Below are 23,416 nucleotides of genomic sequence, written 5' to 3' on the forward strand. Positions count from 1 at the left end.
GACAAGCTTCACGCTCGCAACTTGTCTTGCGAGCATGAAAACCACGTACACAAAGACTGAAATAAGCATCACATAGCCGTATGGGCTGGTCAACGGACATTCCGACGATTCAACCGATTGTTAAGCGGGGATTCGAATATCCGGATGTTCAGGATTGCGGTAAGCGCTTCGAACCGTCACTGCAGGTCAACAGACCCGGGTAGCGTTCAGAACAGGCGCGAATCCGCATCGTCGACGCCGCGCATTGCATCATAGTCAAGTGTCAGGCAATCAATTCCCCGGTCTTGAGCCAGCACCCGCGCCTGGGGCTTGATCTGCTGTGCCGCGAAAATGCCTTTAACCGGAGCCATCAGCGGATTGCGGTTCAGTAGTTCGAGGTACCGGGTGAGTTGTTCAACACCGTCAATATCGCCGCGGCGCTTCAGTTCGATGGCGACCGTGCGGCCCTCGCCGTCCCGGGCAAGAATATCCACCGGACCAATTGCGGTCATGTATTCGCGGCGGATGAGCGAGTAGCCGTCGCCGAGAAGGCTGATCTGCTCCGCGAGCAGCCGCTGCAGGTCTGCTTCGACGCCGTCCTTGATCAGGCCGGGGTCCACGCCGAGATCATGCGAACTTTCATGCAGTAGCTCATGGATGCTGATGACCAGGCGGTCATCGCTCTTGGCATGCTGGACGTTCCAGGTTTCGGTGACCCCCAGCTCGGCATCCTCAGCTGCCGGCTCGAGGATCCTCAGGGTGGCAGGCGGGCTCATCCAGTTCAGCGGCTTATAGGAGCCGCCGTCGGAATGGACCAGAACCGAGCCGTCCGCCTTGACCATGAGCAGTCTGGTCGCGAGCGGAAGATGGGCGCGGAGGCGTCCGATGTAATCGACGGAGCAGCGGGCAATGACTAAACGCACCCTGTGCACACTACCCGCCCCCGGGCAGTTTCCCGTTCACCGGGCGCCCGGTGCAGACTTGATCCATGCCCCGTTCCAACCAGCCGAGGAAGTCGCGCCCCCAGCCGCGCCGCAAGTGGTCTGAGGCGCCGGAGCTCGATCTGGAGCGGGCTCGGGCGGGCATTCCCACGAGGGAATCGGGTCGTGACGGCGTCTGGTCGGTGCGACGAATTACCGAACAGAACGCTTCCAAGCACTATCTGTGCCCCGGCTGCCACCGGGACATTCCACCCGGCGTCGCACATCTAGTTGCCTGGCAGGAAGATTCGCTGTTCGGAGCCGAAACTGCGCTGGCCGACCGGCGGCACTGGCATCTGGCGTGCTGGCGTACCCGCCGGTCGGGGTAAGTAGACTGGATCAGGTGACCAGCTCAGAGCCCGCGTATCAGTTTTCCGAAAGTTCCGAACCGGCCGAAATCAGGGCGAGTACAGTCTTGCCTGCTGACCGCCGAGATATCGAATTGACGACGGCGGATGGCAAGACGCTGGTGGGCGAGTTTGCCGCACCTGAGGGCAAGGTCCCGGCTGCAACACTCGTGACTTTGCATCCCTTGCCGACAGCAGGCGGTTTCATGGACTCGCACGTCTACCGGAAGGCATCGTTTAGGTTGCCGGCGCTGGCGGACATCGCGGTGCTCAGATTCAACACCCGGGGCACCTGCTCACCTCGGGGGTGCAGTGACGGGGAGTTCGACGGCGGCGGCCTGGAGCAGCATGACCTGCAGGCTGCGGTGCAGTGGGTCGTCAACGAGGGCCTGACCAACGTCTGGCTGGTCGGCTGGAGCTTCGGCACAGAGCTGTGCCTGAAATACGGGGCGAGGGAGCCGGTCGCCGAGTACATCGAGGGTGCCGTCCTGCTGTCTCCGCCGCTGCACAGGGCCACGGACGCAGATCTCGACTCGTGGGCGGAAGCGGAGCTGCCGCTGCATGTCCTCGTCCCTGAGCACGACGACTACCTTCAGCCGCCGGAGGCGATTAGCCGCTTCGCCAGGGTGCCGCAGGCCAGGGTAACCGGAGTGGACGGCGCCAAGCACCTGTGGGTGGGGGAGAAGTACGTGAGCCGCGTACTGGAAGAGGTCGCCGCCGTCGTACTCGGTAAGCCTGTTGCCCTGGCAACAGAATGGAACGGACCCACGGCACGGGCTGACTAGCGCCTTCGGCAGCCGGTTCTGCCGCTACTGATTGTCCTGGCGGGCGATGAAAACTTCCTTCAGAAGCAGCATCGCGCCTGCTGCCAGCGGAATGGCGATGAGGGCGCCGAGCACTCCGAGCAGGCTCCCGCCCGCAATCACCGCGATGACGGCGATCGCGCCGGGTACCGCCACAGCCTTCTGCATGATCCGCGGAGAGATGAAGTACGCCTCTACCTGGAGATAGGCCACGTAGAGCACTGCGAACAGCGCTGCGGTCTGCCACCCCACGGTGAGCGCCACGAGACTGACGACGACGGCGGCAATCACCGCGCCGACCAACGGTATGAATGCGAGCATTGCCACGACGAAAGCGAGCAGTACCGAGAACGGCACATCCGCGATGGTCATGAAGATGAAGGCGAAGGTTGCGTTCAGCAGGGCCACGCAGGCCTGGCCGATGACGTAGTTGCCCACACTGCGAGTGATCTCCTCGGCGAGCCGCTCGACCCGGGGCCGGCGCGAGCGGGGAGCAAGACGGTACGCCCATTTCTTCATCGCGGGCAGCGAGGCGAGGAAGTACAGCGTGAGCACCAGAATCACGAGAACGCCGAACAGGCTGTTGAGGATTACGGTGCCCACACCCAGAACCCCGCCGAAGATGCCGCCGACCGCTTCCGAGTTGGCGAAGAACCTGTTGACTTCCTCCGTCGCGCGTTCCCGTACCTCGAACTGCTGGTCAACCGTCTGGAAGAAGTCGGACGCCAGGAACTCCCGCGCGTAACCGGGCGCGCGTTCGACCAGTTGGGCGGTCTGCGAGACAATCGTCGGGATCAGGACCGCGAAGAAACCCACGATGATGCCAACAAGCATCACCAAGGCCAAAGTGATGCCGGCGGGGCGGGGCACGTTTCGGTTTTCAAGCCAGCGAACGATGGGGTCGAGCCCGAGTGCTATGAAAAGCGCTGCGCCGATCCAGACAAGAAGCTGGCCGACATTGGTGATCATGAAGTATGCCAGTAGCGCAAGCCCTGCACCCACGCTCGCCATGAATCCGAAGTGAATTGGATGCTGGCGCATCGATCGCGGCTGCGGGCCACCGAACTTGAGGCGATCGTCGCTGATGCTGACTGACTCGTCGACGGGCACCTCCTCGCCGCGTTCGGGCGGGAATTCGAACCGCGGCCGGGGCTGCGCCACGGGCACCAGGTGCCGCAGGCGTGCCAAGGCGAAACCCAGCCCCCGCCGGCGCACCTCGACGCGCGGTGCAGGTTCTTCTACGCGGGGAGCCTCCGGCGCGGAGTTCACTGACGATACCGGGCGAGGCAGCGGCTCGCTGATCGGCACGTCTTCGGGTTCACTCACGTATGTCCGCTTTCATTTGCCTTGTGGCGCTGCAGCGCCGGATGCATGACTAGCGAAACAGTAACAGGAGCGGCGGGCCCTCCGCCGGAAACTCCTGGGCGGCGCCGCGCGTTGTCAATGGGGCCCTCGCAAGCGCCGGCGGCCGACGGGTCCACCGGGTGCATTTTCGTTACGATGGGATCTGGTCCGATTCTCGGGGTAATGCTCCGGCTTGACTCAATCCAACGTTAGGTTTCTCGCGTGCGCTTTCCTCTTGCTGCTCCGATCATGGTGATCGGTGCGTTGCTCGTCGTACTGGGTATCGGCCAGCTCACGTGGTGGGCGCCGTCAGAGACGGTAACGGTCGGGGTCCCCGCAGACGTTCGCAGCGGTCCGGTCACAGTGATCGATGCCGGTGCCAAGGACGCAGACGGCAGTGAGATGGACATCACGGTCCAGTCGAAGGGCACGTTCACTCTTGCCGTGGGCAGGGCGTCCGACGTCGATGCCTGGGTTGCGGACGCAGCACACCTGACGGTCACGGGCGTAGGAGAGGACCAACTGCTCACCGAGTTCACGGAGGGCGAAGAGTCAGTTCCGAACCCTTCCGGCGCTGATCTGTGGACAAGCGAGGAGACCGCTGACGGTACTTTGACCCATCGTTGGCTGGATCCGGGGGAGGGCGAGTGGTCCATCCTGATCGCTGCTGACGGCGAAAATCCTGCGCCCACTGCTATCTCAATCACCAGCCCCAACGACACGGCGACTCCCTGGGCGGTTCCGTTACTCATCCTCGGCGCTCTGCTGTTGGTTCTCGGGATCGCACTTGCCTTCATCAAGCCGCGCAAGACCCGGCGGGAACCGGCCACCGTCGGCTCCCGCGCCTACGCACGCCAGCAGGCGCACCGCCAAGGCGGTGGAACCGCCTTTTCTGCTCACCCGGTTCGTCCGTTGGCAGCACTGGGCCTGGCCGCCGCGCTCGGCTTGACCGGTACGGCCGTGGGTACTGCGTCGGAATCCGAATCTGCAACGCCGGGCGAGGAAGCAACGCCGGCCGAGGAAGCAGAGGGTACGCAATACCCGGTTCTCCTCGAGAGCCAGCTGGACCGAATCCTCGCAAAAGTAGCCACCTCCGTGACAGAGGCTGACGCTGCCGCTGACGCTACGCTGCTTGAGCAGCGTGTCGCAGGTGCCGCCGCAACCCTGCGAACCGCAAACTACTCCGTCCGATCGCAAGCGGACGATGTGCCGGCACCCACGCCGGTAGCTGCGGATCCGGTACTCGCGAGCATGATCCCCACAGCAAATGACTGGCCGCGCACCGTCGTCGCGCTGACGCAGGGGGAATCAAACCCGGTGCCGCAGGCCCTCGTCCTTGTCCAGGAGGATCCCCGATCCAATTACAGGCTCACCTCCTCTATCCAGATGCTGCCGGGCACGACCTTCCCTACTGCGGGATCACCGCAGGGGCTCCAGGAGATACCGGTCGACGGCGGAGAGGACCTCGTTGCCTCTCCTCAGGACGCGGTTGCTGCAATCGCCGATTATCTGACCAGTCCGGACGGCGGCAACGCGGGGACCTTCGAACCCAACTCCTTCGCGGACGCGATCACCTCTTTCCAATCCGATGTTGTTGCCGACGCCGGGAATGATTCGGCCGAGATCACTTTCACCCACGAGCCGGTTGCCGAGTACACCAGGGCTATCTCCGCCGGTGACGGCGGAGCGATGGTGTTCGGATACCTTGAGCACACTTACAGCAGTGTTCCGGAAGGCCCCGGCGACTCGATCGCACTGGAGGGAACGGTCTATGAGACGCTCACCGGCGAGGAGTCCACCGAGGAAGGCATCGACGTCCGGTATGGCGAAGCGGTGATGATGTATGTCCCGGCTGCAGGCAGCGAGAAGAAGATTACTGTGATCGGTGCTGCCCAGCAGCTCCTTTCCGCTGAACTGCGTTGACGACCGCCACTGCCACGGGCGTGAGTTGCCCATGGGTCCAGCCCCAGTAATAAGGTGAAAGCATGAGCATTCCGAATATCCCGGGCGGCCCCGCGCCATCGTCCATGAATTTGCGCGGCGCCGTCGATCTTTCCGCACTGAAGGCCCGAGCGCAGTCGGCGGGCGGAGCGGCCGGAAGCCAGGGCGGTCCCGCCGCTGAAGGCCCGGGTTCCGCAGGTCCAGCGGCAGGCGGTAGCCCGTACATCGTCGACGTCACGGAGCAGGTTTTCCCGCAGCTGGTGCAGTTGTCTGCACAGGTGCCTGTGATCGTTGCGATCAGCGCGTCCTGGAGCGAACATTCGGCGCAGGTCCTCGACGCCCTTGAAGCTATTGCAGTGGAACAAGCAGGCAGGATCCTGCTCGCGCGCGCGGACTTCGATTCGCAGCCGGGGATCGCGCAGGCCTTTCAGGTGCAGGGCGTCCCCACGGTCGTTGGCGTCCTCAAGGGGCAGCCCGTACCCCTGTTCGAAGGCCCGCTCGCGGAACCGCAGATCAGAACCTACGTGGACGAGCTGCTCAAGGTCGCACAGGCCAATGGCGTGAGTGGTTCGCTCAATGACTCTCCGGGCGAGGATCCGACGTCCAGCGGGGAGCCGGCCGAGGAACCGTTGCCGCCGCTGCATCAGGAAGCGTTCGACGCCATCGAAGCAGGCGACTACGCAACAGCTGCCGCGGCCTATCGCAAGGCGCTTGCCGAGCAGCCGGCCGACACCGATGCAAAATCAGGGCTCGCCCAGGTGCAGCTCATGCAGCGGCTTCAGGACGCTGACGCCACCGCTGTTCGCGCGTCAGCGGCGGAGGCTCCCGATTCCCTCGAAGCGCAGCTCGCTGTTGCGGACCTGGACCTCTCGGGCGGACATGTCGAAGATGCGTTTGCTCGACTGACCACTTTCATCGCACGCAGTGCCGGTGAGGACCGGGAGTCCGCGCGGGTTCGCCTCCTTGAGTTGTTCGACATCGTCGGTCCTACTGACCCTAGGGTGAACAAGGCGCGGAGCGCACTGGCGAGGGCGCTGTTCTAATCGCCTCCTCCATCCCCGCCGTGCGTTCTGTTTTTAGTCCTTTCGGATGACGAACAAGCGCCGACGCCGTTGTTAGCGTTGAGGTATGACTTCCCATTCTCCTTCTGAGCCACCGCCTGCCCAGGAACCGTTCGAGCCGCCCGCCGGTGGCTCGACGTCAGCGGGCAGGCCCGCCCTGGTGCTGCGCGGACTTGCGAAGCGCTTCGGCGAGAAGGTCGCAGTCAACGGCATTGACCTTGATGTTCCGGCAGGCTCCTTCTACGGGCTCGTCGGACCGAACGGCGCCGGTAAGACCACAACGTTGTCGATGGCTACGGGACTGCTGCGCCCTGACTACGGGCAGGCATGGGTGCATGGCGTCGATGTGTGGGAAAGCCCGTTGGACGCCAAACGGCTGATGGGCATCCTGCCGGACGGCGTCCGGCTCTTCGACCGCCTGACCGGTGAACAGCTGGTCACCTACGCGGGCCTGCTTCGAGGGATGGACCGGGACGAGGTCGCTGGAAGAGTGGCAGACCTCCTGCGGGCGCTCGACCTCGCACAGGACGCGGGAACGCTTGTCGTGGACTATTCGGCAGGCATGACGAAGAAGATTGCGCTCGCGTCGGCACTTGTCCACGCACCAAGACTCCTCGTGCTCGATGAGCCGTTCGAGTCCGTCGATCCGGTCTCAGCGGCCAATATCCGGGACATCCTTGCTACTTACGTGGCTTCCGGCGGCACCGTCATCGTGTCGAGTCATGTCATGGACCTGGTTCAGCGGATGTGTGACCATGTGGCGGTTATCGCCTCCGGTACCGTGTTGGCGGCGGGGACGGTCGATGCTGTGCGCGGCGGCGCGAGCCTGGAGGACCGGTTCGTGGAGCTCGTCGGAGGCAGGAACACCGCGGAGGGGTTGTCGTGGTTGCGCACCTCCTGAAACTCAAGCTTCTGCTCCTGCGCAATTCCCTTCGTCGCAGCACCTGGCAGTTGGTCGGCGTCGTTCTCGGTGGTCTCTACGGTCTTGGTCTGCTCGGACTGATCGTGGCCGGGCTGATCGTCCTCGGTACGCTCGACCTCGACCTGATGCGGACCGTCGTTGTGCTGGGCGGATCCGCCGCCGTTCTCGGCTGGCTGGTGATCCCTCTCGTTGCCTCCGGGGTGGACATGACGCTTGACCCGGCCCGGTTTGTCACGTTTGCAGTACCCATGCGCCAGCTCATGGCCGGCCTCGCCCTGGGCGGGGTAATCGGGATTCCCGGGATTGTGACCCTCATTGCGTTCCTCACCCTGACGCTGACCTGGATACGGTACCCGGCGGCTGCCGTTGCAGCGATAGTCTGCGCGCTTTGCGCTGTCCTGCTGTGTATCGTGGGTTCCCGCCTGATCACGACGGCGGGCACGACGCTTTCCTCCTCGCGGCGCTTCAAGGACCTCAGTTCGACGGTTGCGATCATTCCGTTGATCCTTCTCGGTCCGATCTTCGCCGGGATCACTGCCGGCTTCCAGAACTCGCCGGAGTTCGCGGGGGAGCTTGCGGACATTCTCTCGTGGACGCCGCTCGGTGTGTTCGTTGCCGTTCCAGCCGACCTCGCTGCCGGGGATGCGCTGACTGCGGTGGCGCGTTTCTGCATCGGTATCGGAACCATCGCCGGGTTGGCCTACCTCTGGCACAAGAGCCTCAGCCATGCACTGGTTACGCCGCCCTATAACGCGGTCACCCGTAAAGGGGCGGGTGACCTCGGCCTGTTCGCACGCTTTCCCGGAACGCCGACCGGCGCGGTGGCAGCGCGGGCCTTCACCTACTGGATTCGCGACCCACGGTATGCGGCATCCGTCATCGTTGTGCCGCTGCTGCCGATCCTGCTCTGGTTCATCAGCCGAGATTCCGGTGACCTGTCCCTGCTCAACTATCTGGGCCCCATCACAGCGTTCCTGCTCGCCTGGTCCATTTCGGCTGACATTTCATATGACAACACGGCGTTCTGGCTACACCTTTCAGCGGGAATCAGCGGCACGGCCGACCGCGCGGGCCGGGTGCTCGCCCTGATGGTTTTCGCACTGCCCGCGGTGCTGGTTTTCACCATCGTTCCGCTCTGGTTGAGCGAATCGCTCGCGGATCTTCCCATGATGCTCGGGTTGAGCCTGGGAGCGCTGCTGACGGGAGCCGGCTTCTCCAGCGTTCTCTCGGCACGTTATACCTACAATGTTCCGCTTCCGGGAGAAAGCCCGTTCAAGACACCGCCCGGCACGGGATTCTCGATGCTGGCCATCCAGGCGATCGGCTGGGTGGTCCTGATGGTGCTTTTGCTGCCGGAAATCGCACTCGCAATCGCCTATCTTGTCACCGGGGACGCAGTGCTCGGATGGTTGACACTACTCGCCGGAGTGGTACTCGGGACGGCAGTGCTGATCGGAGGTGTCCGCCTTGGGGGAGCCTGGTATGACAAACGCGGACCGGAATTGTTACAGGCTGTCAGCGTCAACAAGTAGGCCGGGCGGGTGCCGGGTGCCGCGCAGTAGAATGGGAGAATGAGTATGCCTGCAGACCCGTTTGACGACAGCCCGCACGGATCGCCGGGGGACTCCGGCACGTCCACAGCCACAATCGAACGCGAAGAACTGCGTGAAGAAGTTGAGCCCGGCGATCGTGAACGGTTCGCCCACTACGTACGCAAAGAGAAAATCATGGAATCCGCTCTCTCCGGCGAACCCGTGATTGCACTGTGCGGCAAGGTCTGGACCCCGGGCAGGGATCCTGAGAAGTTCCCGGTGTGCCCCGAATGCAAGGAAATTTATAACTCGATGCGGCCAGGGGACAAGTCCTAGCCATCTTTCTCATCCGTCCGCCGGGCATATCCCGGCGGACGTTCGCATGCTCGTGAGGAATCCATGTCACACCCTGAGGCTCTGCGCGGCGGGGCGATGTCGGCATCACTGCGGCCCCTGACAATCGGGGTCATCGCCATCATCACTTGCGCCGCTTTCGAGGCCATGGCGGTGGTGACGGCGATGCCCTCCGTCGCAGCGGAACTGAACGGCGTATCCAGTTACGGACTCGCGTTCTCCATGTATCTGACCGCCTCGCTGCTCGGTAGCGTCCTGGGCGGGATCTGGTGCGACCGGCGTGGACCCCGCCCTGCACTTGCGGTCGGCATGGGCCTCATGATCGCCGGTCTCGCGGTGTCCGGGAGCGCGCCGGCTTTCTGGATCATGACTGCCGGACGCGCAGTATCGGGCCTTGGCGGCGGCTTCATGATCGTTGCCGTCTACGTGATCATTGCCAAGGCTTATCCGCAGCGGATGCAGCCGGTGGTCTTCGGCTGGCTTGCGGCAGCGTGGGTTGTCCCTTCGCTGATCGGACCGTACGTTGCCGGTGTCCTCGCAGAGCAGGCGAGCTGGCGTTGGGTCTTCCTTGGTGTGGCGCCTGTCATCGTTGCAGCATTCCTCCTGGTCTGGCCGCGGACGGAACGGCTCAAAGCGGCAGGTTCGCCGGAGCCGCTGGACAGGGCTGCACGCAGGAATGCGGGAACTGGAGTACTGCTGGCGGGCGGCGTTTTTGCGGCGCAGTTCGCACTGACGAAAATCGCCTCTGACGGATTCGCCGATCCTGTTGCTGCCTGGCTCCTGGTGATGCTGGGGTTCGCGGGGCTGGCGGCCGCGGCCGTTTCCTTCCCCCGCTTGCTGCCGGCCGGCACGGTCCGGCTGGCACCGGGTCTTCCGAGCGTCATCGCAACCCGCGGGCTGATGACCGTCGCCTTCTTCGGCGCGGAGGCGTTTGTTCCACTGATGTTGGTGTCCGCTCGAGGCCTCAGCGCCTCCACCGCGGGTCTGGCGTTGAGCGCTGCGGCGATCGGCTGGAGCGCCGGCTCCTTTGTGCAGGCCAAGGTGAGTTTCCGCCGTCAATGGCTGCTCGTGATCGGTGCCTCGCTGCTGTCCGTGTGTATCGGCGGCCTTGCGCTGGCCGTAGCTGCCGAGGTGCCCTTCTGGGTGCTCGTTTTCGTGTGGAGCGCTGCCGGTTTTGCCATGGGACTTACGTTGTCCAGCACATCGGTGCTTGTCCTGAAGCTCTCTGCACCGCACGAGCAGGGCCGCAACTCGGCGGCTCTGCAGCTCTCCGACCAGCTTGGCGGAGTCGTCGGAACAGCCGGCGCAGGCGGCCTTTTCGCGCTTCTGAGGGACCCGGAAGCGCCGGGCCAGATACCGGTGTTTGTTGCAATCTGGCTGGCTCTGTGCGTGTTCGCCGTAGTCGGTATAGTGGCCGGGTTGAGGGCTGCGCGAGGTGAATCGGAGCACCTCCCAGCAACAACCCACACAGGAAAGGTGCCGTCCCAAGAGTGAGCAATAACGCACTGTTCGGCGCCGGTCCGGCACTTCCGCCCGCGTACCCGGAACGCGCTGCCTGGGGCACTGCACCCAAGTTGCGGCAGTGGCAGGAAGAGGCGCTCGCAAAGTACTTCGCCAACTCACCACAGGATTTCCTTGCTGTGGCTACTCCCGGCGCCGGTAAAACCACGTTCGCGCTCCGGGTGGCTACCGAGTTGGTGGAACGGCGAATCGTAAACCGAATCGTCGTTGTTGCTCCCACCGACCACCTCAAGCGCCAATGGTCTGACGCCGCCGCCAAGGTTGGCCTGTCGATCGACCCGAACTTCCGCAACGCTGACGGCCGGCACGGTGAGGGCTTCATCGGTGTCGCCGTGACCTACGCCCAGGTCGCAAGCAAGCCCATGTTGCACCGGGCCAAGACCGAAGCGGCGAAGACGCTGGTCATCCTCGATGAGATTCATCACGGCGGCGATGCACTGTCATGGGGTGACGGTATCCGCGAGGCATTTGAGCCCGCAACGCGTCGGCTTGCCCTCACGGGAACCCCGTTCCGTTCAGACACAGCGGCCATCCCGTTTGTTGAGTACGCCGAAGATGCCGACGGCATCCGCCGTTCACGGTCGGACTACACGTATGGGTACGGTGACGCGCTGCGGGACCACGTAGTCCGTCCGGTCATCTTTATGGCCTACTCCGGACAGATGCGCTGGCGGACCAGCGCGGGAGAAGAAATGGCCGCTTCCCTGGGTGAGGCGGCCGTCACCAAGGACATCACGGCCCAGGCCTGGCGGACGGCCCTGAATCCCAATGGCGAGTGGATCCCTGCAGTGCTGGCGGCGGCCGACCGGCGCCTCACAGAGGTCCGCCGCGCTGTTCCTGACGCAGGCGGCCTGGTGATCGCCACCGATCACGATGATGCACGCGCCTACGCCGGGCAGTTGAAGAAGATCACGGGCGAATCCCCGACGGTTATTCTGTCCGATGATGCCAAGGCGTCCGGAAAGATCGAAGACTTCTCTGCCGGTGAGACGCGCTGGATGGTCGCTGTCCGCATGGTGTCCGAAGGCGTGGACGTTCCGCGCTTGGCCGTCGGTGTGTATGCCACCTCCACGGCGACGCCCCTGTTTTTCGCCCAGGCAGTCGGCCGGTATGTCCGTGCCCGACGGCGCGGGGAGACCGCGTCGGTTTTCCTGCCGTCAGTGCCCAACCTCATGGCGCTGGCAAATCAGCTCGAAGTAGAGCGGGATCACGCGCTGGACCGTCCGGACAACAACGAGGACGGCTTCGCGCCGGAGGAAGCGCTGATGGAGGCTGCCAACCGTGAGGAGAAAGCCTCCGGTGAGCTTACCAAGCAGAAGTTTGAAGCCCTCGAATCCCAGGCTTCGTTTGACCGGGTGTTGTTCGACGGCGGTGAGTTCGGCACCGGCGGCGAGATGGGCAGCGAGGAGGAATTGGACTTCCTCGGCATCCCGGGCCTGCTCGATGCGGACCAGGTGGGCGTCCTGCTGCGGCAGCGCCAACAGGAGCAGCAATCACGACGACGGCGCCCCGTTGCCGCGCACGAGCCCGCGGTTCCCGAGGTGATGGACCACCGCCACCTCACAGAGCTGCGCGGTCAGCTCGCCAAGAATGTCTCGGCGTGGTCCGCACGTTCCGGGATGCCCCACGGGGTGGTGCACTCGGAACTCCGCAAGGCGTGCGGAGGCCCGGCTGTGGCGCAAGCAAACGAGGAGCAGCTTCAGCGGCGGCTCAAGAAGCTGCAGGACTGGTTCATCGGCCGCACGTGAGACGCGCACTGACCGGTTGTATCAGTCGAGAAGCTCGACCCCGGCGTCCTCAAGCTCCGCAAGAACCTCACTGAGGCGCTCGGCGTGGACCGGCCGTGTGTAATCCACGAGGAGGCGCGTGGTGTACCCCGCCACGACAGCATCGAGCGCTGTGGCCCGTACACAGTAGTCCGCGGCCAGACCGGCGACCGCCACTTCGTCGACCTCGTTCTCGCGCAGCCAGTCGTCCAGTGAGACGGCTTCATCCGCCGCGGCCGGGACGGCTGCATCCATCTTCCGCTCGCCGGTAGGTACCTGGTCTTCCGGTGCCAGGACGCCTTCGAACCCCGAGTACGCCGCCTCGTACTGACCCTTGCGGAAGACGGCGTCAAGGCTCTCGGTGTCCAGATCGGGATGGAACTGTGCGCCGGGCTGGTCTGCAACGCAGTGCACAGGCCATGAGTCCACGAAGTCAGGCTGGTCGGAGAAGTGCGAACCAGGATCGATATGCCAGTCCTGGGTGGCAACGATGTAGTCGTAGTGGAAACTTTGCGCGTCGATGTAGTCACTGAGTGCCTGGGCCACGCCCGCACCGCCCTCTACGGCAAGCGAGCCGCCCTCACAGAAATCGTTCTGTACGTCGACGATGATCAGTGCGCGTGTCATGTGGACTCCTCGTATTCGGTCGGAATGGCAGGCTCACCGCGCTGCAGTCGCATCACGGAGCCGGGCAGCTCCGTCATGGACTGGCGGTGGCGTTCGACGGCGCGCTGCACGCCCTCCGGTCCTGTCCATCCGGGGAGCACCTCGCCGTCTGCCACGAACTGGTGCAGCAGCGTGCGGTCATTGCCGTCGTCGTAAGGGTGGCTGCCGATGCCAAGGACTTCTGCGACCGCCCTGCCGGACTCGTTGAGGCGTCGCAGCGCATACTTGCGGCCGCCTACTGACGTTTTGTTCTTGGCCGCCTTCGCTACGGAGACGAAGGCGCCGTCGTCGTCGGTCCGGCTGACCAGCTTGTACACCATGCCGGCGGTCGGTGCGCCTGAACCGGTGACGAGGGACGTGCCCACACCGTAGCTGTCTACGGGAGCGGAGGCGAGCAGCCCGATCGCGTACTCATCAAGGTCCGATGTCACCACAATGCGCGTCTGGTGGTTCCCCAGGTCATCGAGCAGCTGCCGCACCCAGCGGGCCTGCTCCACGAGATCACCGGAATCCAGGCGCACTGCGCCCAGGTCCGGCCCACCGGCGGCGACGGCGTTGCGGACGCCCTGTTCGACGTCGTACGTGTCGACGAGGAGTGACGTGCCCTTTCCGAGGGCAGCCACCTGTGCCGCGAAGGCCTCGGGCTCGGAGTCATGCAGCAGGGTGAAGGAGTGCGCTGCGGTACCGACGGTACGCAGGCCGTAACGGCGTCCCGCCTCGAGATTGGAGGTGGTGGCGAAACCACCGATGATGGCTGCGCGGGCGGCTGCCACCGCGGACTCCTCCTGCGTGCGCCGCGAACCCATCTCAATGCACGGGCGGGACCCGGCTGCTCCGGTCATACGGGATGCGGCGGAGGCGATGGCGCTGTCATGGTTGAGTACCGAGAGCAGGTAGGTCTCGAGGATGCAGGCCTCAGCGAAAGTACCCTCCACAATGAGGATGGGGGAGGAGGGGAAGTATGCCTCGCCCTCGGCGTACCCCCAAATGTTCCCAGTGAAGCGGAAATCGGCCAGCCAGGCCAATGTGGTGTCATCGACGACTCCGGCAGCGCGGAGAGCGTCCAGTTGCTCCTGCCCGAAGCGAAAGTGCGCCAGGCCCTCCAACAGGCGCCCGGTTCCTGCCACGACGCCGTAGCGGCGGCCCTCGGGCAGCCTCCGGGTGAAGACTTCGAAGACCGATCTGCGATGCGCGGCCCCCGAGTGGAGGGAGGCCTGCAGCATGGTCAGCTCGTAGTGGTCCGTGTAGAGCGCGGAATTGGGGTGCTGCCAGGTTCGATGTGGGCTCACAGGAAAACTCTAGCCCCGTTTGCGCTCCGGGTGCCTCGAAGAGCGCAGCGCAGGCAGAACCATGCGCCAACCTACAATGGAGACCATGAGTGTTGGCGTAATTCCCGAAACCCACCAGCTTGAGGAGACGGAAGAAGACCTGACAGCCGGCACCGCCGTTCCGTGGGTGGTCATCGTGTGGAATGACCCGGTGAACCTGATGAGCTACGTGACGTACGTCTTCCAGACCTACTTTGGTTACAGCGAGGCGAAAGCGCGCACGCTCATGCTGGAAGTCCACGAACAGGGCAGATCGGTTGTCTCCACCGGTTCGCGCGAACAGGCGGAGCGTGACACGGTGGCAATGCATTCGTACGGCCTGTGGGCTACTTTCCAGACAGCGGACGCGTAGGGAGCAGCAGTGGCCAGGGCATTTCGCAAAACGCGGCGCGGTATCGCCGGTGAGTTCGAACCGGGGGAGCTGCGGCTGCTCCGGCGACTGTTCGCGGACGTCGTGCAGCTGCTCGAGACTGAGAAGCGGGAGGACGAGGATCCGCTGGCGGCGCTGATCGGCCTCGACCTCGAGGCGGTGAAGCCCGAGGACAGCGCGGTGATCCGTCTGCTGCCGGACGCAGTAAGGAACGACGACGACGGCGCGCTGGAATTCCGTCGCCTCACCGAACGCTCGCTACGGGAGGAGAAGGTCAGTGCGCTGCGCGGGGCGGCGCTGCTGCTCGAGAACCCGCAGATGGTCCTGAATCCCGACCAGTCGCAGGTGCTGGCCCGTGCCCTCAATGATGTCCGGCTGGTGCTGGCGGACCGCCTGGAGATCAAGACCGACGAGGATGCAGCCCGGCTGCACGGGATCGCCGACCTTGAGGATGCCGAGGATCTTGAGTCCTACCTTGCCCTGGTCTACAACTTCGTCACGTGGGTGCAGGAGGGGCTGATGCAGGCTCTTCTGTCATCGGCAGGGCCCTCCGATTGACCGTCCTGGTGAAGGCTCCCGCCTGGAAGCCGAAGCTGCGCTGTGATTAAGGACACGCCTTCCTGCTTAGCCAACTCCGGCGGTGCATCCTATCCTCAAAGGATCATGAGTTCTGACCCCGCCGACTCCGAGGCTGCCGAACCGGCCGCTCTGAGGTCCACCGAAGCCCCCATCGGCATCTTCGACTCAGGCGTCGGAGGCCTTACAGTGGCCCGGGCCGTCATCGATCAGCTGCCCCACGAATCGGTGCTTTATGTCGGAGACACCGCGCACGCACCGTACGGTCCGCTTCCCATTGCGCAGGTAAGGGCCTACGCACTCGGCGTCATGGACGAACTGGTGGATTCGGGCGTCAAACTGCTCGTCATCGCGTGCAACTCCGCGTCCGCTGCCGTTTTGCGTGATGCGCGTGAGCGTTACACGGCCCGGTACGGAATTCCCGTCATCGAGGTGATCCAGCCGGCAGTCCGCCGCGCAGTCGCCTCGACGAGGACCGGACGGATCGGCGTCATCGGAACCAGCGCAACCGTTGGATCCCGCGCCTATGAGGACACCTTCGCCGCGGCTCCCCACCTCGATATCTTTTCCGCGGCGTGCCCGGCGTTCGTCGACTATGTGGAGGCGGGCGTCACGGCCGGCTCGGACGTCCTGGAGACGGCCGCCCGTTACCTTCGACCGCTGCAGGAGGCGGACGTCGACACCCTGGTACTTGGCTGCACCCACTATCCGCTTCTAACAGGCGTGATTTCCTACGTCATGGGTGACTCGGTGACCCTCGTCTCCAGCGCGGAGGAAACCGCCAAGGACGTCTACCGCGCGCTTGTGTCCCACAATCTCCTGCGCACCGGATCCGGGCAGCCGCGGCACCACTTCGTGGCTACGGGCAACGCAGCCCGCTTCGAGGAACTGGCGCGGCGCTTCCTTGGACCGGAAGTCTTGAGCGTGGAACATGTCGACCATGTGTCCGCGCAGTATCCGACAGGAAGCATGGCTCGGATCACGCCGGAAATGATTTCCACGGCCCGGGCGGACGCCGGCGCTGCCGGGAACCGCCGTCCATGAAGCTCACCATCGTCGGGTGCAGCGGATCGTTCCCCGGACCTCACTCGCCTGCCTCCTGTTACCTCGTGACGGTGCAGGAGGAGGGCAAGACCTGGCGGATCCTGCTCGACCTCGGCAACGGATCCATCGGCGCACTCCAGCGCTATATGGATCTGCGGGATATTGACGCTGTCCTGCTGACCCATCTCCATCCGGACCATTGCATGGACCTGTGCGGTCTGCATGTGGCAGTGCACTGGGACCCGGCAGGCTGGAACCAGCCGCGTATCCCCGTGTGGGGTCCCGCCGGGACCGCGGACCGGATGGCCACCGCCTACGGGCTGGACCTCGATCCGGGCATGCATGATGACTTCGACTTCCACTCCTGGTCGCCGCGCACTCCCGTGCAGGTTGGTCCCTTCACCATTACTCCCTACCCCGTTCTGCACCCGGTGGATGAGGCGTACGCCCTTCGCATCGAGGTTACGGATCCGGATGCTCAAGGCGGCAAGCGGGTCCTTACCTACTCGGGGGATACAGACGCGTGTGACGGTCTGGTCGAGGCCGCCGCCGACTCAGGAATTTTCCTGTGCGAAGCAGCCTTCCACGAGGGCAGAGACGATGCCATCCGTGGCGTCCATCTCACTGGGAAACGCGCCGGGGAGGTCGCATCCGCTGCCTCATCGCGGCGGCTGCTGCTGACCCACCTACCGGTGTGGAACGATGCCGTACTCACCATGGAAGAGGCACGCAGCAGTTATCCGGGGGATGTCGCCGTTGCGGTTGCCGGGGTCTCGTACCTGGTCTGACCGTTTGCGTGCCGGCGCGAATAGTCCGCACCGAACCGGCTCTGGCAGACTGGAGCCATGACTTCCCCCTCTTCTTCCGAGCCTGACTCTGCGCCTGTATCGACTTCCGAAAGCAACGGTGTCCGTGCGGATGGACGGACACCTGACCAGCTGAGGCCCATCAGCATCACGCGGGGCTGGTCCAACCAGGCCGAAGGGTCCGCGCTGATTGAATTCGGGAACACACGGGTGCTGTGTACTGCGTCGTTGACCACCGGAGTTCCGCGGTGGCTCAAGGGGGAGGGCAAGGGCTGGGTTACGGCCGAATATGCAATGCTTCCCCGGGCGACCAACACCCGCTCCGACCGCGAGTCCGTCAAGGGCCGCATCGGCGGCCGGACCCACGAGATCTCCCGCCTGATCGGACGCTCCCTCCGCTCGATCATTGATACGCGGGCCCTTGGGGAGAACACCATAGTTCTTGACTGCGACGTACTGCAGGCCGACGGCGGCACCCGCACGGCCGCTATCACCGGCGCCTACGTGGCGCTCGCGGAGGCAATCCGCTACGCCAAGGAACACAAGATGATCCCGCAGTCCTCCCGCCCGCTGACGGACACCGTGGCGGCCGTAAGCGTCGGCATCATCGACGGTGTGCCGATGCTTGACCTGCCCTACGTCGAAGATGTGCGCGCAGAGACGGACATGAACGTCGTGGTCACCGGAAGCGGAAGCTTTGTCGAGGTTCAAGGCACAGCCGAGGGTGCACCCTTTGACCGGGCGGAACTGGATGCGCTGCTTGATCTCGCACTGCTGGGCACGTCCCAGCTTGCCCAGATTCAGCGCGAGACGCTGGGGGAGTCCGCCGGTGTCTGAACATCCTGTCGCTGCGCCGCGACTGGTCCTCGCAACGCGAAACGCGGGCAAGCTGCGTGAACTGCGCTCGCTGCTGCGCGGAAAGGTACCGGGGCTCGACGTCGATACCCAGGTGATTGACGCCGTCACCGCCGGCGCACCCGATGTGGTGGAAAGCGGCACAACCTTCGAGGAGAACGCTCTGCTCAAAGCACGTGCGGTTGCGGAGGCAACGGGCATCCTGGCGATCGCTGACGACTCCGGTCTGGCAGTCGACGTACTCGGCGGTGCTCCCGGCATCTTTTCGGCACGGTGGGCCGGCCGCCACGGCGATGACTCCGCAAACCTGAACCTCCTGCTCAGCCAGCTAGCCGACATTCCAGAGGGCCGGCGGCAGGCGCGGTTCGTCTGCGCGGCGGCTCTTGCACTACCCGGCGGCACTGACGTCGTGAGGCGTGGTGAACTGGAAGGAACGCTTCTGAGTGAGCCGCGGGGCGATGGCGGCTTCGGATACGACCCCGCGCTTCAGCCCCTGGGAATGGACCGCAGTTGCGCCGAGCTGGCACCGGAGGAAAAGAATGCCATCAGCCATCGGGGGCAGGCGTTCGAGGCGCTGTTGCCGTCGATCGTCGAACTCCTGGGGTGACTGGCCGTTCAAAGGCAGCAGCCCGGTTGCCGCTTTCAGTGTGGGCGGCCTGATAGGGCAGACTTAACCGGGTTATGAGAACAATCATGAGTTACCTGCCCCTGCAGACCGGGAATGAATCCACACTCGGAGGTGTCGCTGACTGGGCGGTAACCATGATGGAGACGATCGGTGCACCCGGTGCGGGCCTGGCGATCGCCCTCGAGAATCTTTTCCCCCCGCTTCCCAGCGAGGTCATCCTCCCGCTTGCAGGTTTCACGGCCAGCAGGGGAGATTTCACCCTGTTCGAAGCACTCTTCTGGACCACCGCCGGCTCGGTGGTGGGTGCCTACCTGCTCTACCTGCTGGGAGTACTCCTCGGCCGGGACCGGATGAGGACTCTGGTGTCCAAGGTCCCCCTGGTCGATCTTGAGGATGTTGACAGCGTTGAGGCGTGGTTCGACCGCCACGGCTACAAGGCCGTTTTTTTCGGTCGGATGGTGCCGATTTTCCGCAGCCTGGTCTCCATTCCTGCCGGTATCGAACGCATGCCGGTGTGGAAGTTCCTTGGCCTGACTCTCGCGGGAAGCCTGATCTGGAACACCATCTTCGTGTTATCCGGCTACTACCTGGGTGAAAACTGGCATTTGGTGGAGCAGTATGCGGGCATCTTTCAGAAACTGGTGATTGCCGCCGTCGTGCTGGTGGTTGCCTTCTTCATTATCAGCAAGGTACGGAAGGTGCGTCGCAAGCGCGAAGCCTCATGACCCGGCTGAGCGACGTGTGGCCGCTCTTCGGTCTGGAACTCCGGACGCCGCGGCTGTCGCTCACGCCGGTTCGGGACGAGCAGTTGCCGGAGCTGATCAATGCCGTGCTGGATGGAATCCATGACCCGGCGAAGATGCCGTTCGGTGTTCCGTGGACGGACGCACCGCGGGACGTGCTGATCCGCGAGACGGTCAAGCACCAGTGGCGCCAGCGCTGCTCGGTTGAGCCTGGGTCCTGGACGATCAATTTCGCCGTGAGCTTCGAGGGCAGGGTGGTGGGGATGCAGGACGTCTCCGCCCGCGATTTCCAGCTCTTGCGCACGATTCATAGCGGTTCCTGGCTGACACAGTCGGTCCAGAGCCGAGGGTTGGGCAAGGAGATGCGGGCCGCAATCCTCCTCTTCGCATTCGATCATCTCGGTGCCGCCGCAGCGCTGTCAGAGGCCGCCGATTGGAATGCTGCCTCGCGCGGGGTTTCGCACAGCCTCGGATACGGCCCGAACGGTGTATCAGAGTTGGTTGCCCGACCCGGTGAAGTGACCAGGCAAGTGCACCTCCGGCTGCAGGCGGACGGGTTCAACCGACCTGAGTGGACGCTCCGTGTCGAGGGGTTGGAGCCGGTTCTGCCGCTTCTAACCGGCTGAGACTCCGGGTTCCCAACCGCTTGGCCGGTTTAACGCCACCAGAAGTTCCAGCAGACTCCATTCTTTCCTTGACATTGGCCTCGTTGGTTATATGGTTAGTTACATGAGTAATGAACCAGCTAAGCGCATCGATCGCGCAGCCCCTGGTCCTGGAGCGTCATGTTGATCGACAACGGGCGGCCGATCTTTCTCCAGATCGCTGAACGTATCGAGAGCGACATCATCGACGGCACCCTGGCGGAGGAATCCCAGGTGCCGTCCACCAACGAGTTTGCGGCTTTCTACCGCATCAACCCGGCAACGGCGGCCAAGGGTGTCAACCGGTTGGTCGACGACAGAATCCTGTACAAGCAGCGAGGAATCGGCATGTTCGTTTCTACCGGAGCGCGGGCGGTGCTCATGCAGCGCCGGCGCGAGGAGTTCTTTGACCAGTACGTCCAGCCGCTTGCCCGCGAGGCACGGAAGCTCGGCATCGAGCCGGACGAACTTGCAGACATGATCAGGCAGGGCGAGCACGCCATTCAAGGGGGAACACAGTGAGCACGGTCATTGAAGTCACCGACGTCACCAAGACGTACCGGAAATCCGAAGCGCTGCGAGGTGTGACTCTTGCGCTGCAGCCGGACCGCATTTATGGCCTCCTTGGCCGTAACGGTGCAGGAAAGACAACGTTGATGTCCATCCTTACCGCCCAGGGTTTCGCATCATCCGGGGAAGTACGGGTTTTCGGTGAGCACCCTTACGAGAACGAACGCGTCCTCAACCGCATCTGCTTCATCCGCGAATCCCAGAAGTACCCGGACTCCTTCACCGCGGAGCACGCCTTCAAATCCGCCGCGCTCTTCTTCGCAAACTGGAGCCAGGAACTTGCGGATCGCTTGGTTACGGATTTCCAGCTTCCGCTGCGCCGCAACATCAAGAAGCTGTCCCGAGGCCAGCTTTCAGCAGTAGGAGTAATCATCGGGCTGGCCTCCCGCGCGGAGCTCACGTTCTTTGATGAGCCCTACCTGGGACTCGACGCCGTTGCACGCCAGCTCTTCTACGACCGCCTGGTCGAGGACTACTCGCGGCACCCGCGCACAGTGGTCCTGTCGTCTCACCTGATCGACGAAGTAGCGAACCTGCTGGAGCACGTGATCGTGATCGATCAGGGGAGGATCATCATGGATGATGACGCCGAAACCATCCGCGGATCAGCATTTACGGTAGTGGGCTCGGCCGAGAAGGTTCGCACCTTCCTCGGCGGCCGCGAGGTGGTCCACTCAGACAATTTCGCTTCGCTGGCGTCGGTAACGGCACTCGGCACGCTGAACGAGTCCGAAACCCGGGAAGCTGCTGAACTCGGCCTTGAGCTCGCGCCCGTTTCCCTGCAGCAACTCATTGTCCGCAAAACCATGTCCGCATCACCGGCAAGTTCCGGGGCCGCGGACCGGCCCCTCTCGGAGGTAGCACGATGAACCGCGTCGTCAAAGTCATGCGGATGCAACTGGCCAACCGCTGGATTTTCATCGGGATACCCCTGATCATCCTCGCCGCATCCTTTCTGCTGACCCTGATCATCTGGTCGTTCATTCCGAACGACGGCGGGGTGCGCATCTCAGGCGGATCGCAGGCCGTCATGTGGTACTTCTTCGCCCTGGGCATCCAGTCCCTGACACTCACGTTCCCGTTCTCCCAGGGACTGAGCATTACCAGGCGCACCTTCTTTCTTGGCACACTGTCCCTCTTCTCGCTCATAGCGCTTATCACCGCCGTAACCTACTGGTTGCTGGGACTGGTGGAGCAGGGTACCGGTGGCTGGGGAGTGGGCGGCAGCTTCTTCGCCCTCGATTGGATTGCGGACGGTCCCTGGTATCAACCGATAGCCTTCTACTTCGCCGTGATGATGGCGCTCTTTCTGATCGGGTTTTGGTCAGCCACGATCTACAAGCGCTGGCAGGCAACGGGATTGCTGATCGTCGGAATCAGTGTCGCTCTCGCGCTGGTTGGAACCCTGTACGTGATCGGCTCACGCAACGCCTGGCCCGAGGTCGGAGCCTTCCTGGGCTCGCAGACGCAGCTAGCAGTTGCCGGCTGGTTCGCCGTTCTGGCCCTTGCCCCTTGCCGGCGGTTCGTTCCTCACCCTGCGTCGGGCAGAGCCTTAGTCGGTTCCGCCGTGAAGTGGAACCGACCCCGCCACGCGGAGTCGGTTCCACTGCCTACGCTTCTCCACCGGATACCGTGAACGGGTGGGAATTGAGTTCACGGCCATCGACTTCGAGACTGCCAACGGGTTTCGCGGATCGCCCTGCGCCGTAGGGCTCACGAAGGTCCGCAATGGCCGAATCGTCGAGGAAGCGCAGTGGCTGATGCGCCCGCCGGCAGGCCACGACCACTTCGACTCCCGCAACGTCGCAATCCACGGGATCACCGCCGACATGGTGGCGCACCAGCCAACTTTCGGTGAGCTCTTCCCGGAGATCGGTGCCTTCATCGGAAACGATGTCGTAGTGGCCCACAACGCTGCCTTCGACATGGGCGTTATCCGTTCGGCGCTTGAAGTGTCCAACCTGGCCGGTCCTGCGTACGACTACACCTGCACCGTTCTGCTCTCGCGCCGCAGCTACTTCCTTGTCTCCTACTCGCTGCCTTACGTGGCGGAAGCTGCCGGAGTTCCGTTGGTGAACCACCACGACGCTGTTGAGGATGCCCGAGCCTGCGCAGGAATTCTGGTGGACATCGCGCATCGTGCCGAAGCGGCGACGCTCGAGGAACTCGTGTCCGGGCACCGTCTGAAGTTGTCCCGGCTTGAAGCCTACGAGCCAGGAATTTCTGAGCTTTCGAAGGCGACCCGCACGGCCCTGGAACGGGGGCCCGCCACCGGCTGGGCAGGTTGGCCGAACGAGGGACTGAACCCGGATCCGAACCCGGCTGCGGATCCCACACACCCGTTGTACGGGCAGACTGTTGTTTTCACCGGCGACCTCGGGATTCCCCGGCCGCAGGCAAAGCAGCGGGCCGCTGTGCTCGGAGCGCAACCGGCAAGCGCCGTGACCCGCAAGACCACAGTGCTGGTGGTGGGCAACGGCTTCGTTGCCGCCGATCTGCGGAGCGGTCGCGTAACGGGCAAGGCACGGCGCGTGATGGAGCTTCATGGCCGGGGCCAGAATATTGAAGTGCTCTCGGAAGCAGAGTTCCTGCAGATGACCGAGGGACGCTGGCCCGTCACGAGCCAGTAGAGCCTT

General features: G+C 63.9%; 25 protein-coding genes. 21 read left to right on the forward strand and 4 right to left on the reverse strand.

What is annotated here, in order from left to right:
* Positions 1-206: 206 nt before the first annotated feature.
* Positions 207-902 (reverse strand): endonuclease NucS, encoded by a 696-nt coding sequence (nucS, locus tag ASH00_RS09875; protein ID WP_056548106.1) that lies wholly within the window; start codon positions 900-902, stop codon positions 207-209.
* 65 nt (positions 903-967) lie between these two features.
* Between nucS and ASH00_RS16440 the strand changes: the two genes are divergently transcribed.
* Both ASH00_RS16440 and ASH00_RS09880 read left to right on the forward strand, forming a co-directional pair.
* A complete protein-coding gene (locus tag ASH00_RS16440; RefSeq protein WP_082566036.1) occupies positions 968-1,288 on the forward strand; it encodes a hypothetical protein in 321 nt (106 codons plus the stop codon).
* 14 nt (positions 1,289-1,302) lie between these two features.
* A complete protein-coding gene (locus tag ASH00_RS09880) occupies positions 1,303-2,091 on the forward strand; it encodes an alpha/beta hydrolase (RefSeq protein WP_056548107.1) in 789 nt (262 codons plus the stop codon).
* A gap of 24 nt (positions 2,092-2,115) precedes the next feature.
* Here ASH00_RS09880 and ASH00_RS09885 read toward each other — a convergent pair whose 3' ends face one another.
* The gene (locus ASH00_RS09885; RefSeq protein ID WP_056548110.1) at positions 2,116-3,435 is read right to left on the reverse strand and encodes an AI-2E family transporter; all 1,320 of its coding nucleotides are present in this window, start codon (positions 3,433-3,435) and stop codon (positions 2,116-2,118) included.
* Positions 3,436-3,675: 240 nt separating this feature from the next.
* On the opposite strand from ASH00_RS09885, the gene ASH00_RS09890 reads away from it, so the two are divergent.
* The 7 genes from ASH00_RS09890 (at position 3,676) to ASH00_RS09920 (ending at position 12,532) form a co-directional block, all read left to right on the forward strand.
* Complete coding sequence (locus tag ASH00_RS09890) at positions 3,676-5,376, forward strand: hypothetical protein (protein ID WP_056548111.1); 1,701 nt, start codon at positions 3,676-3,678, stop codon at positions 5,374-5,376.
* Between the two features lie 62 nt (positions 5,377-5,438).
* Complete coding sequence (locus ASH00_RS09895) at positions 5,439-6,437, forward strand: tetratricopeptide repeat protein (RefSeq protein WP_056548113.1); 999 nt, start codon at positions 5,439-5,441, stop codon at positions 6,435-6,437.
* Positions 6,438-6,522: 85 nt separating this feature from the next.
* On the forward strand, positions 6,523-7,356 hold the full coding sequence (locus ASH00_RS09900) for an ABC transporter ATP-binding protein (protein WP_082566037.1): 834 nt from the start codon (positions 6,523-6,525) through the stop codon (positions 7,354-7,356).
* The gene (locus tag ASH00_RS09905) at positions 7,338-8,909 is read left to right on the forward strand and encodes a hypothetical protein (protein WP_056548114.1); all 1,572 of its coding nucleotides are present in this window, start codon (positions 7,338-7,340) and stop codon (positions 8,907-8,909) included. Before ASH00_RS09900 ends, ASH00_RS09905 begins: the two co-directional genes overlap by 19 nt.
* A gap of 39 nt (positions 8,910-8,948) precedes the next feature.
* Positions 8,949-9,245 (forward strand): DUF3039 domain-containing protein, encoded by a 297-nt coding sequence (locus ASH00_RS09910; RefSeq protein WP_056548116.1) that lies wholly within the window; start codon positions 8,949-8,951, stop codon positions 9,243-9,245.
* Positions 9,246-9,308: 63 nt separating this feature from the next.
* The gene (locus ASH00_RS09915; RefSeq protein ID WP_056548118.1) at positions 9,309-10,757 is read left to right on the forward strand and encodes an MFS transporter; all 1,449 of its coding nucleotides are present in this window, start codon (positions 9,309-9,311) and stop codon (positions 10,755-10,757) included.
* On the forward strand, positions 10,754-12,532 hold the full coding sequence (locus ASH00_RS09920; RefSeq protein WP_082566038.1) for a DEAD/DEAH box helicase: 1,779 nt from the start codon (positions 10,754-10,756) through the stop codon (positions 12,530-12,532). The genes ASH00_RS09915 and ASH00_RS09920 overlap by 4 nt, the downstream gene beginning before the upstream one ends.
* 21 nt (positions 12,533-12,553) lie before the next feature.
* Here ASH00_RS09920 and ASH00_RS09925 read toward each other — a convergent pair whose 3' ends face one another.
* Both ASH00_RS09925 and ASH00_RS09930 read right to left on the reverse strand, forming a co-directional pair.
* On the reverse strand, positions 12,554-13,177 hold the full coding sequence (locus ASH00_RS09925; protein WP_056548121.1) for a nicotinamidase: 624 nt from the start codon (positions 13,175-13,177) through the stop codon (positions 12,554-12,556).
* Complete coding sequence (locus tag ASH00_RS09930) at positions 13,174-14,505, reverse strand: nicotinate phosphoribosyltransferase (protein ID WP_056548122.1); 1,332 nt, start codon at positions 14,503-14,505, stop codon at positions 13,174-13,176. The genes ASH00_RS09925 and ASH00_RS09930 overlap by 4 nt, the downstream gene beginning before the upstream one ends.
* 85 nt (positions 14,506-14,590) lie before the next feature.
* On the opposite strand from ASH00_RS09930, the gene clpS reads away from it, so the two are divergent.
* The 12 genes from clpS to ASH00_RS09990 all read left to right on the forward strand — a co-directional run bounded on the left by clpS (position 14,591) and on the right by ASH00_RS09990 (position 23,410).
* A complete protein-coding gene (clpS, locus tag ASH00_RS09935) occupies positions 14,591-14,896 on the forward strand; it encodes an ATP-dependent Clp protease adapter ClpS (protein WP_082566039.1) in 306 nt (101 codons plus the stop codon).
* A gap of 9 nt (positions 14,897-14,905) precedes the next feature.
* On the forward strand, positions 14,906-15,472 hold the full coding sequence (locus ASH00_RS09940) for a DUF2017 domain-containing protein (protein WP_056548123.1): 567 nt from the start codon (positions 14,906-14,908) through the stop codon (positions 15,470-15,472).
* A gap of 105 nt (positions 15,473-15,577) precedes the next feature.
* Positions 15,578-16,534: a glutamate racemase gene (gene murI, locus ASH00_RS09945; RefSeq protein WP_056548124.1), complete on the forward strand. Its 957-nt coding sequence runs from the start codon at positions 15,578-15,580 to the stop codon at positions 16,532-16,534.
* On the forward strand, positions 16,531-17,322 hold the full coding sequence (locus ASH00_RS09950) for an MBL fold metallo-hydrolase (RefSeq protein ID WP_056548126.1): 792 nt from the start codon (positions 16,531-16,533) through the stop codon (positions 17,320-17,322). Before murI ends, ASH00_RS09950 begins: the two co-directional genes overlap by 4 nt.
* Positions 17,323-17,379: 57 nt before the next feature.
* The gene (gene rph / locus ASH00_RS09955; RefSeq protein WP_082566040.1) at positions 17,380-18,177 is read left to right on the forward strand and encodes a ribonuclease PH; all 798 of its coding nucleotides are present in this window, start codon (positions 17,380-17,382) and stop codon (positions 18,175-18,177) included.
* Positions 18,170-18,802, forward strand: coding sequence for an RdgB/HAM1 family non-canonical purine NTP pyrophosphatase (rdgB, locus tag ASH00_RS09960; protein WP_056548128.1), 633 nt, complete (start codon positions 18,170-18,172; stop codon positions 18,800-18,802). Before rph ends, rdgB begins: the two co-directional genes overlap by 8 nt.
* 86 nt (positions 18,803-18,888) lie before the next feature.
* A complete protein-coding gene (locus ASH00_RS09965; RefSeq protein ID WP_056548130.1) occupies positions 18,889-19,548 on the forward strand; it encodes a DedA family protein in 660 nt (219 codons plus the stop codon).
* A complete protein-coding gene (locus ASH00_RS09970; RefSeq protein ID WP_056548132.1) occupies positions 19,545-20,192 on the forward strand; it encodes a GNAT family N-acetyltransferase in 648 nt (215 codons plus the stop codon). The genes ASH00_RS09965 and ASH00_RS09970 overlap by 4 nt, the downstream gene beginning before the upstream one ends.
* Positions 20,193-20,354: 162 nt before the next feature.
* The gene (locus tag ASH00_RS09975; RefSeq protein ID WP_235563268.1) at positions 20,355-20,732 is read left to right on the forward strand and encodes a GntR family transcriptional regulator; all 378 of its coding nucleotides are present in this window, start codon (positions 20,355-20,357) and stop codon (positions 20,730-20,732) included.
* Positions 20,729-21,649 carry an ABC transporter ATP-binding protein gene (locus ASH00_RS09980; RefSeq protein ID WP_056548136.1) on the forward strand — a complete coding sequence of 307 codons (921 nt, stop codon included), beginning with the start codon at positions 20,729-20,731 and terminating at the stop codon, positions 21,647-21,649. Before ASH00_RS09975 ends, ASH00_RS09980 begins: the two co-directional genes overlap by 4 nt.
* Positions 21,646-22,416 (forward strand): hypothetical protein, encoded by a 771-nt coding sequence (locus ASH00_RS09985; protein ID WP_235563256.1) that lies wholly within the window; start codon positions 21,646-21,648, stop codon positions 22,414-22,416. Before ASH00_RS09980 ends, ASH00_RS09985 begins: the two co-directional genes overlap by 4 nt.
* A gap of 4 nt (positions 22,417-22,420) precedes the next feature.
* Positions 22,421-23,410: an exonuclease domain-containing protein gene (locus tag ASH00_RS09990; protein WP_056548137.1), complete on the forward strand. Its 990-nt coding sequence runs from the start codon at positions 22,421-22,423 to the stop codon at positions 23,408-23,410.
* Positions 23,411-23,416: the final 6 nt, after the last annotated feature.

The organism is Arthrobacter sp. Soil782 (assembly GCF_001428435.1).
Taxonomy (GTDB): Bacteria; Actinomycetota; Actinomycetes; order Actinomycetales; family Micrococcaceae; genus Arthrobacter_D; species Arthrobacter_D parietis.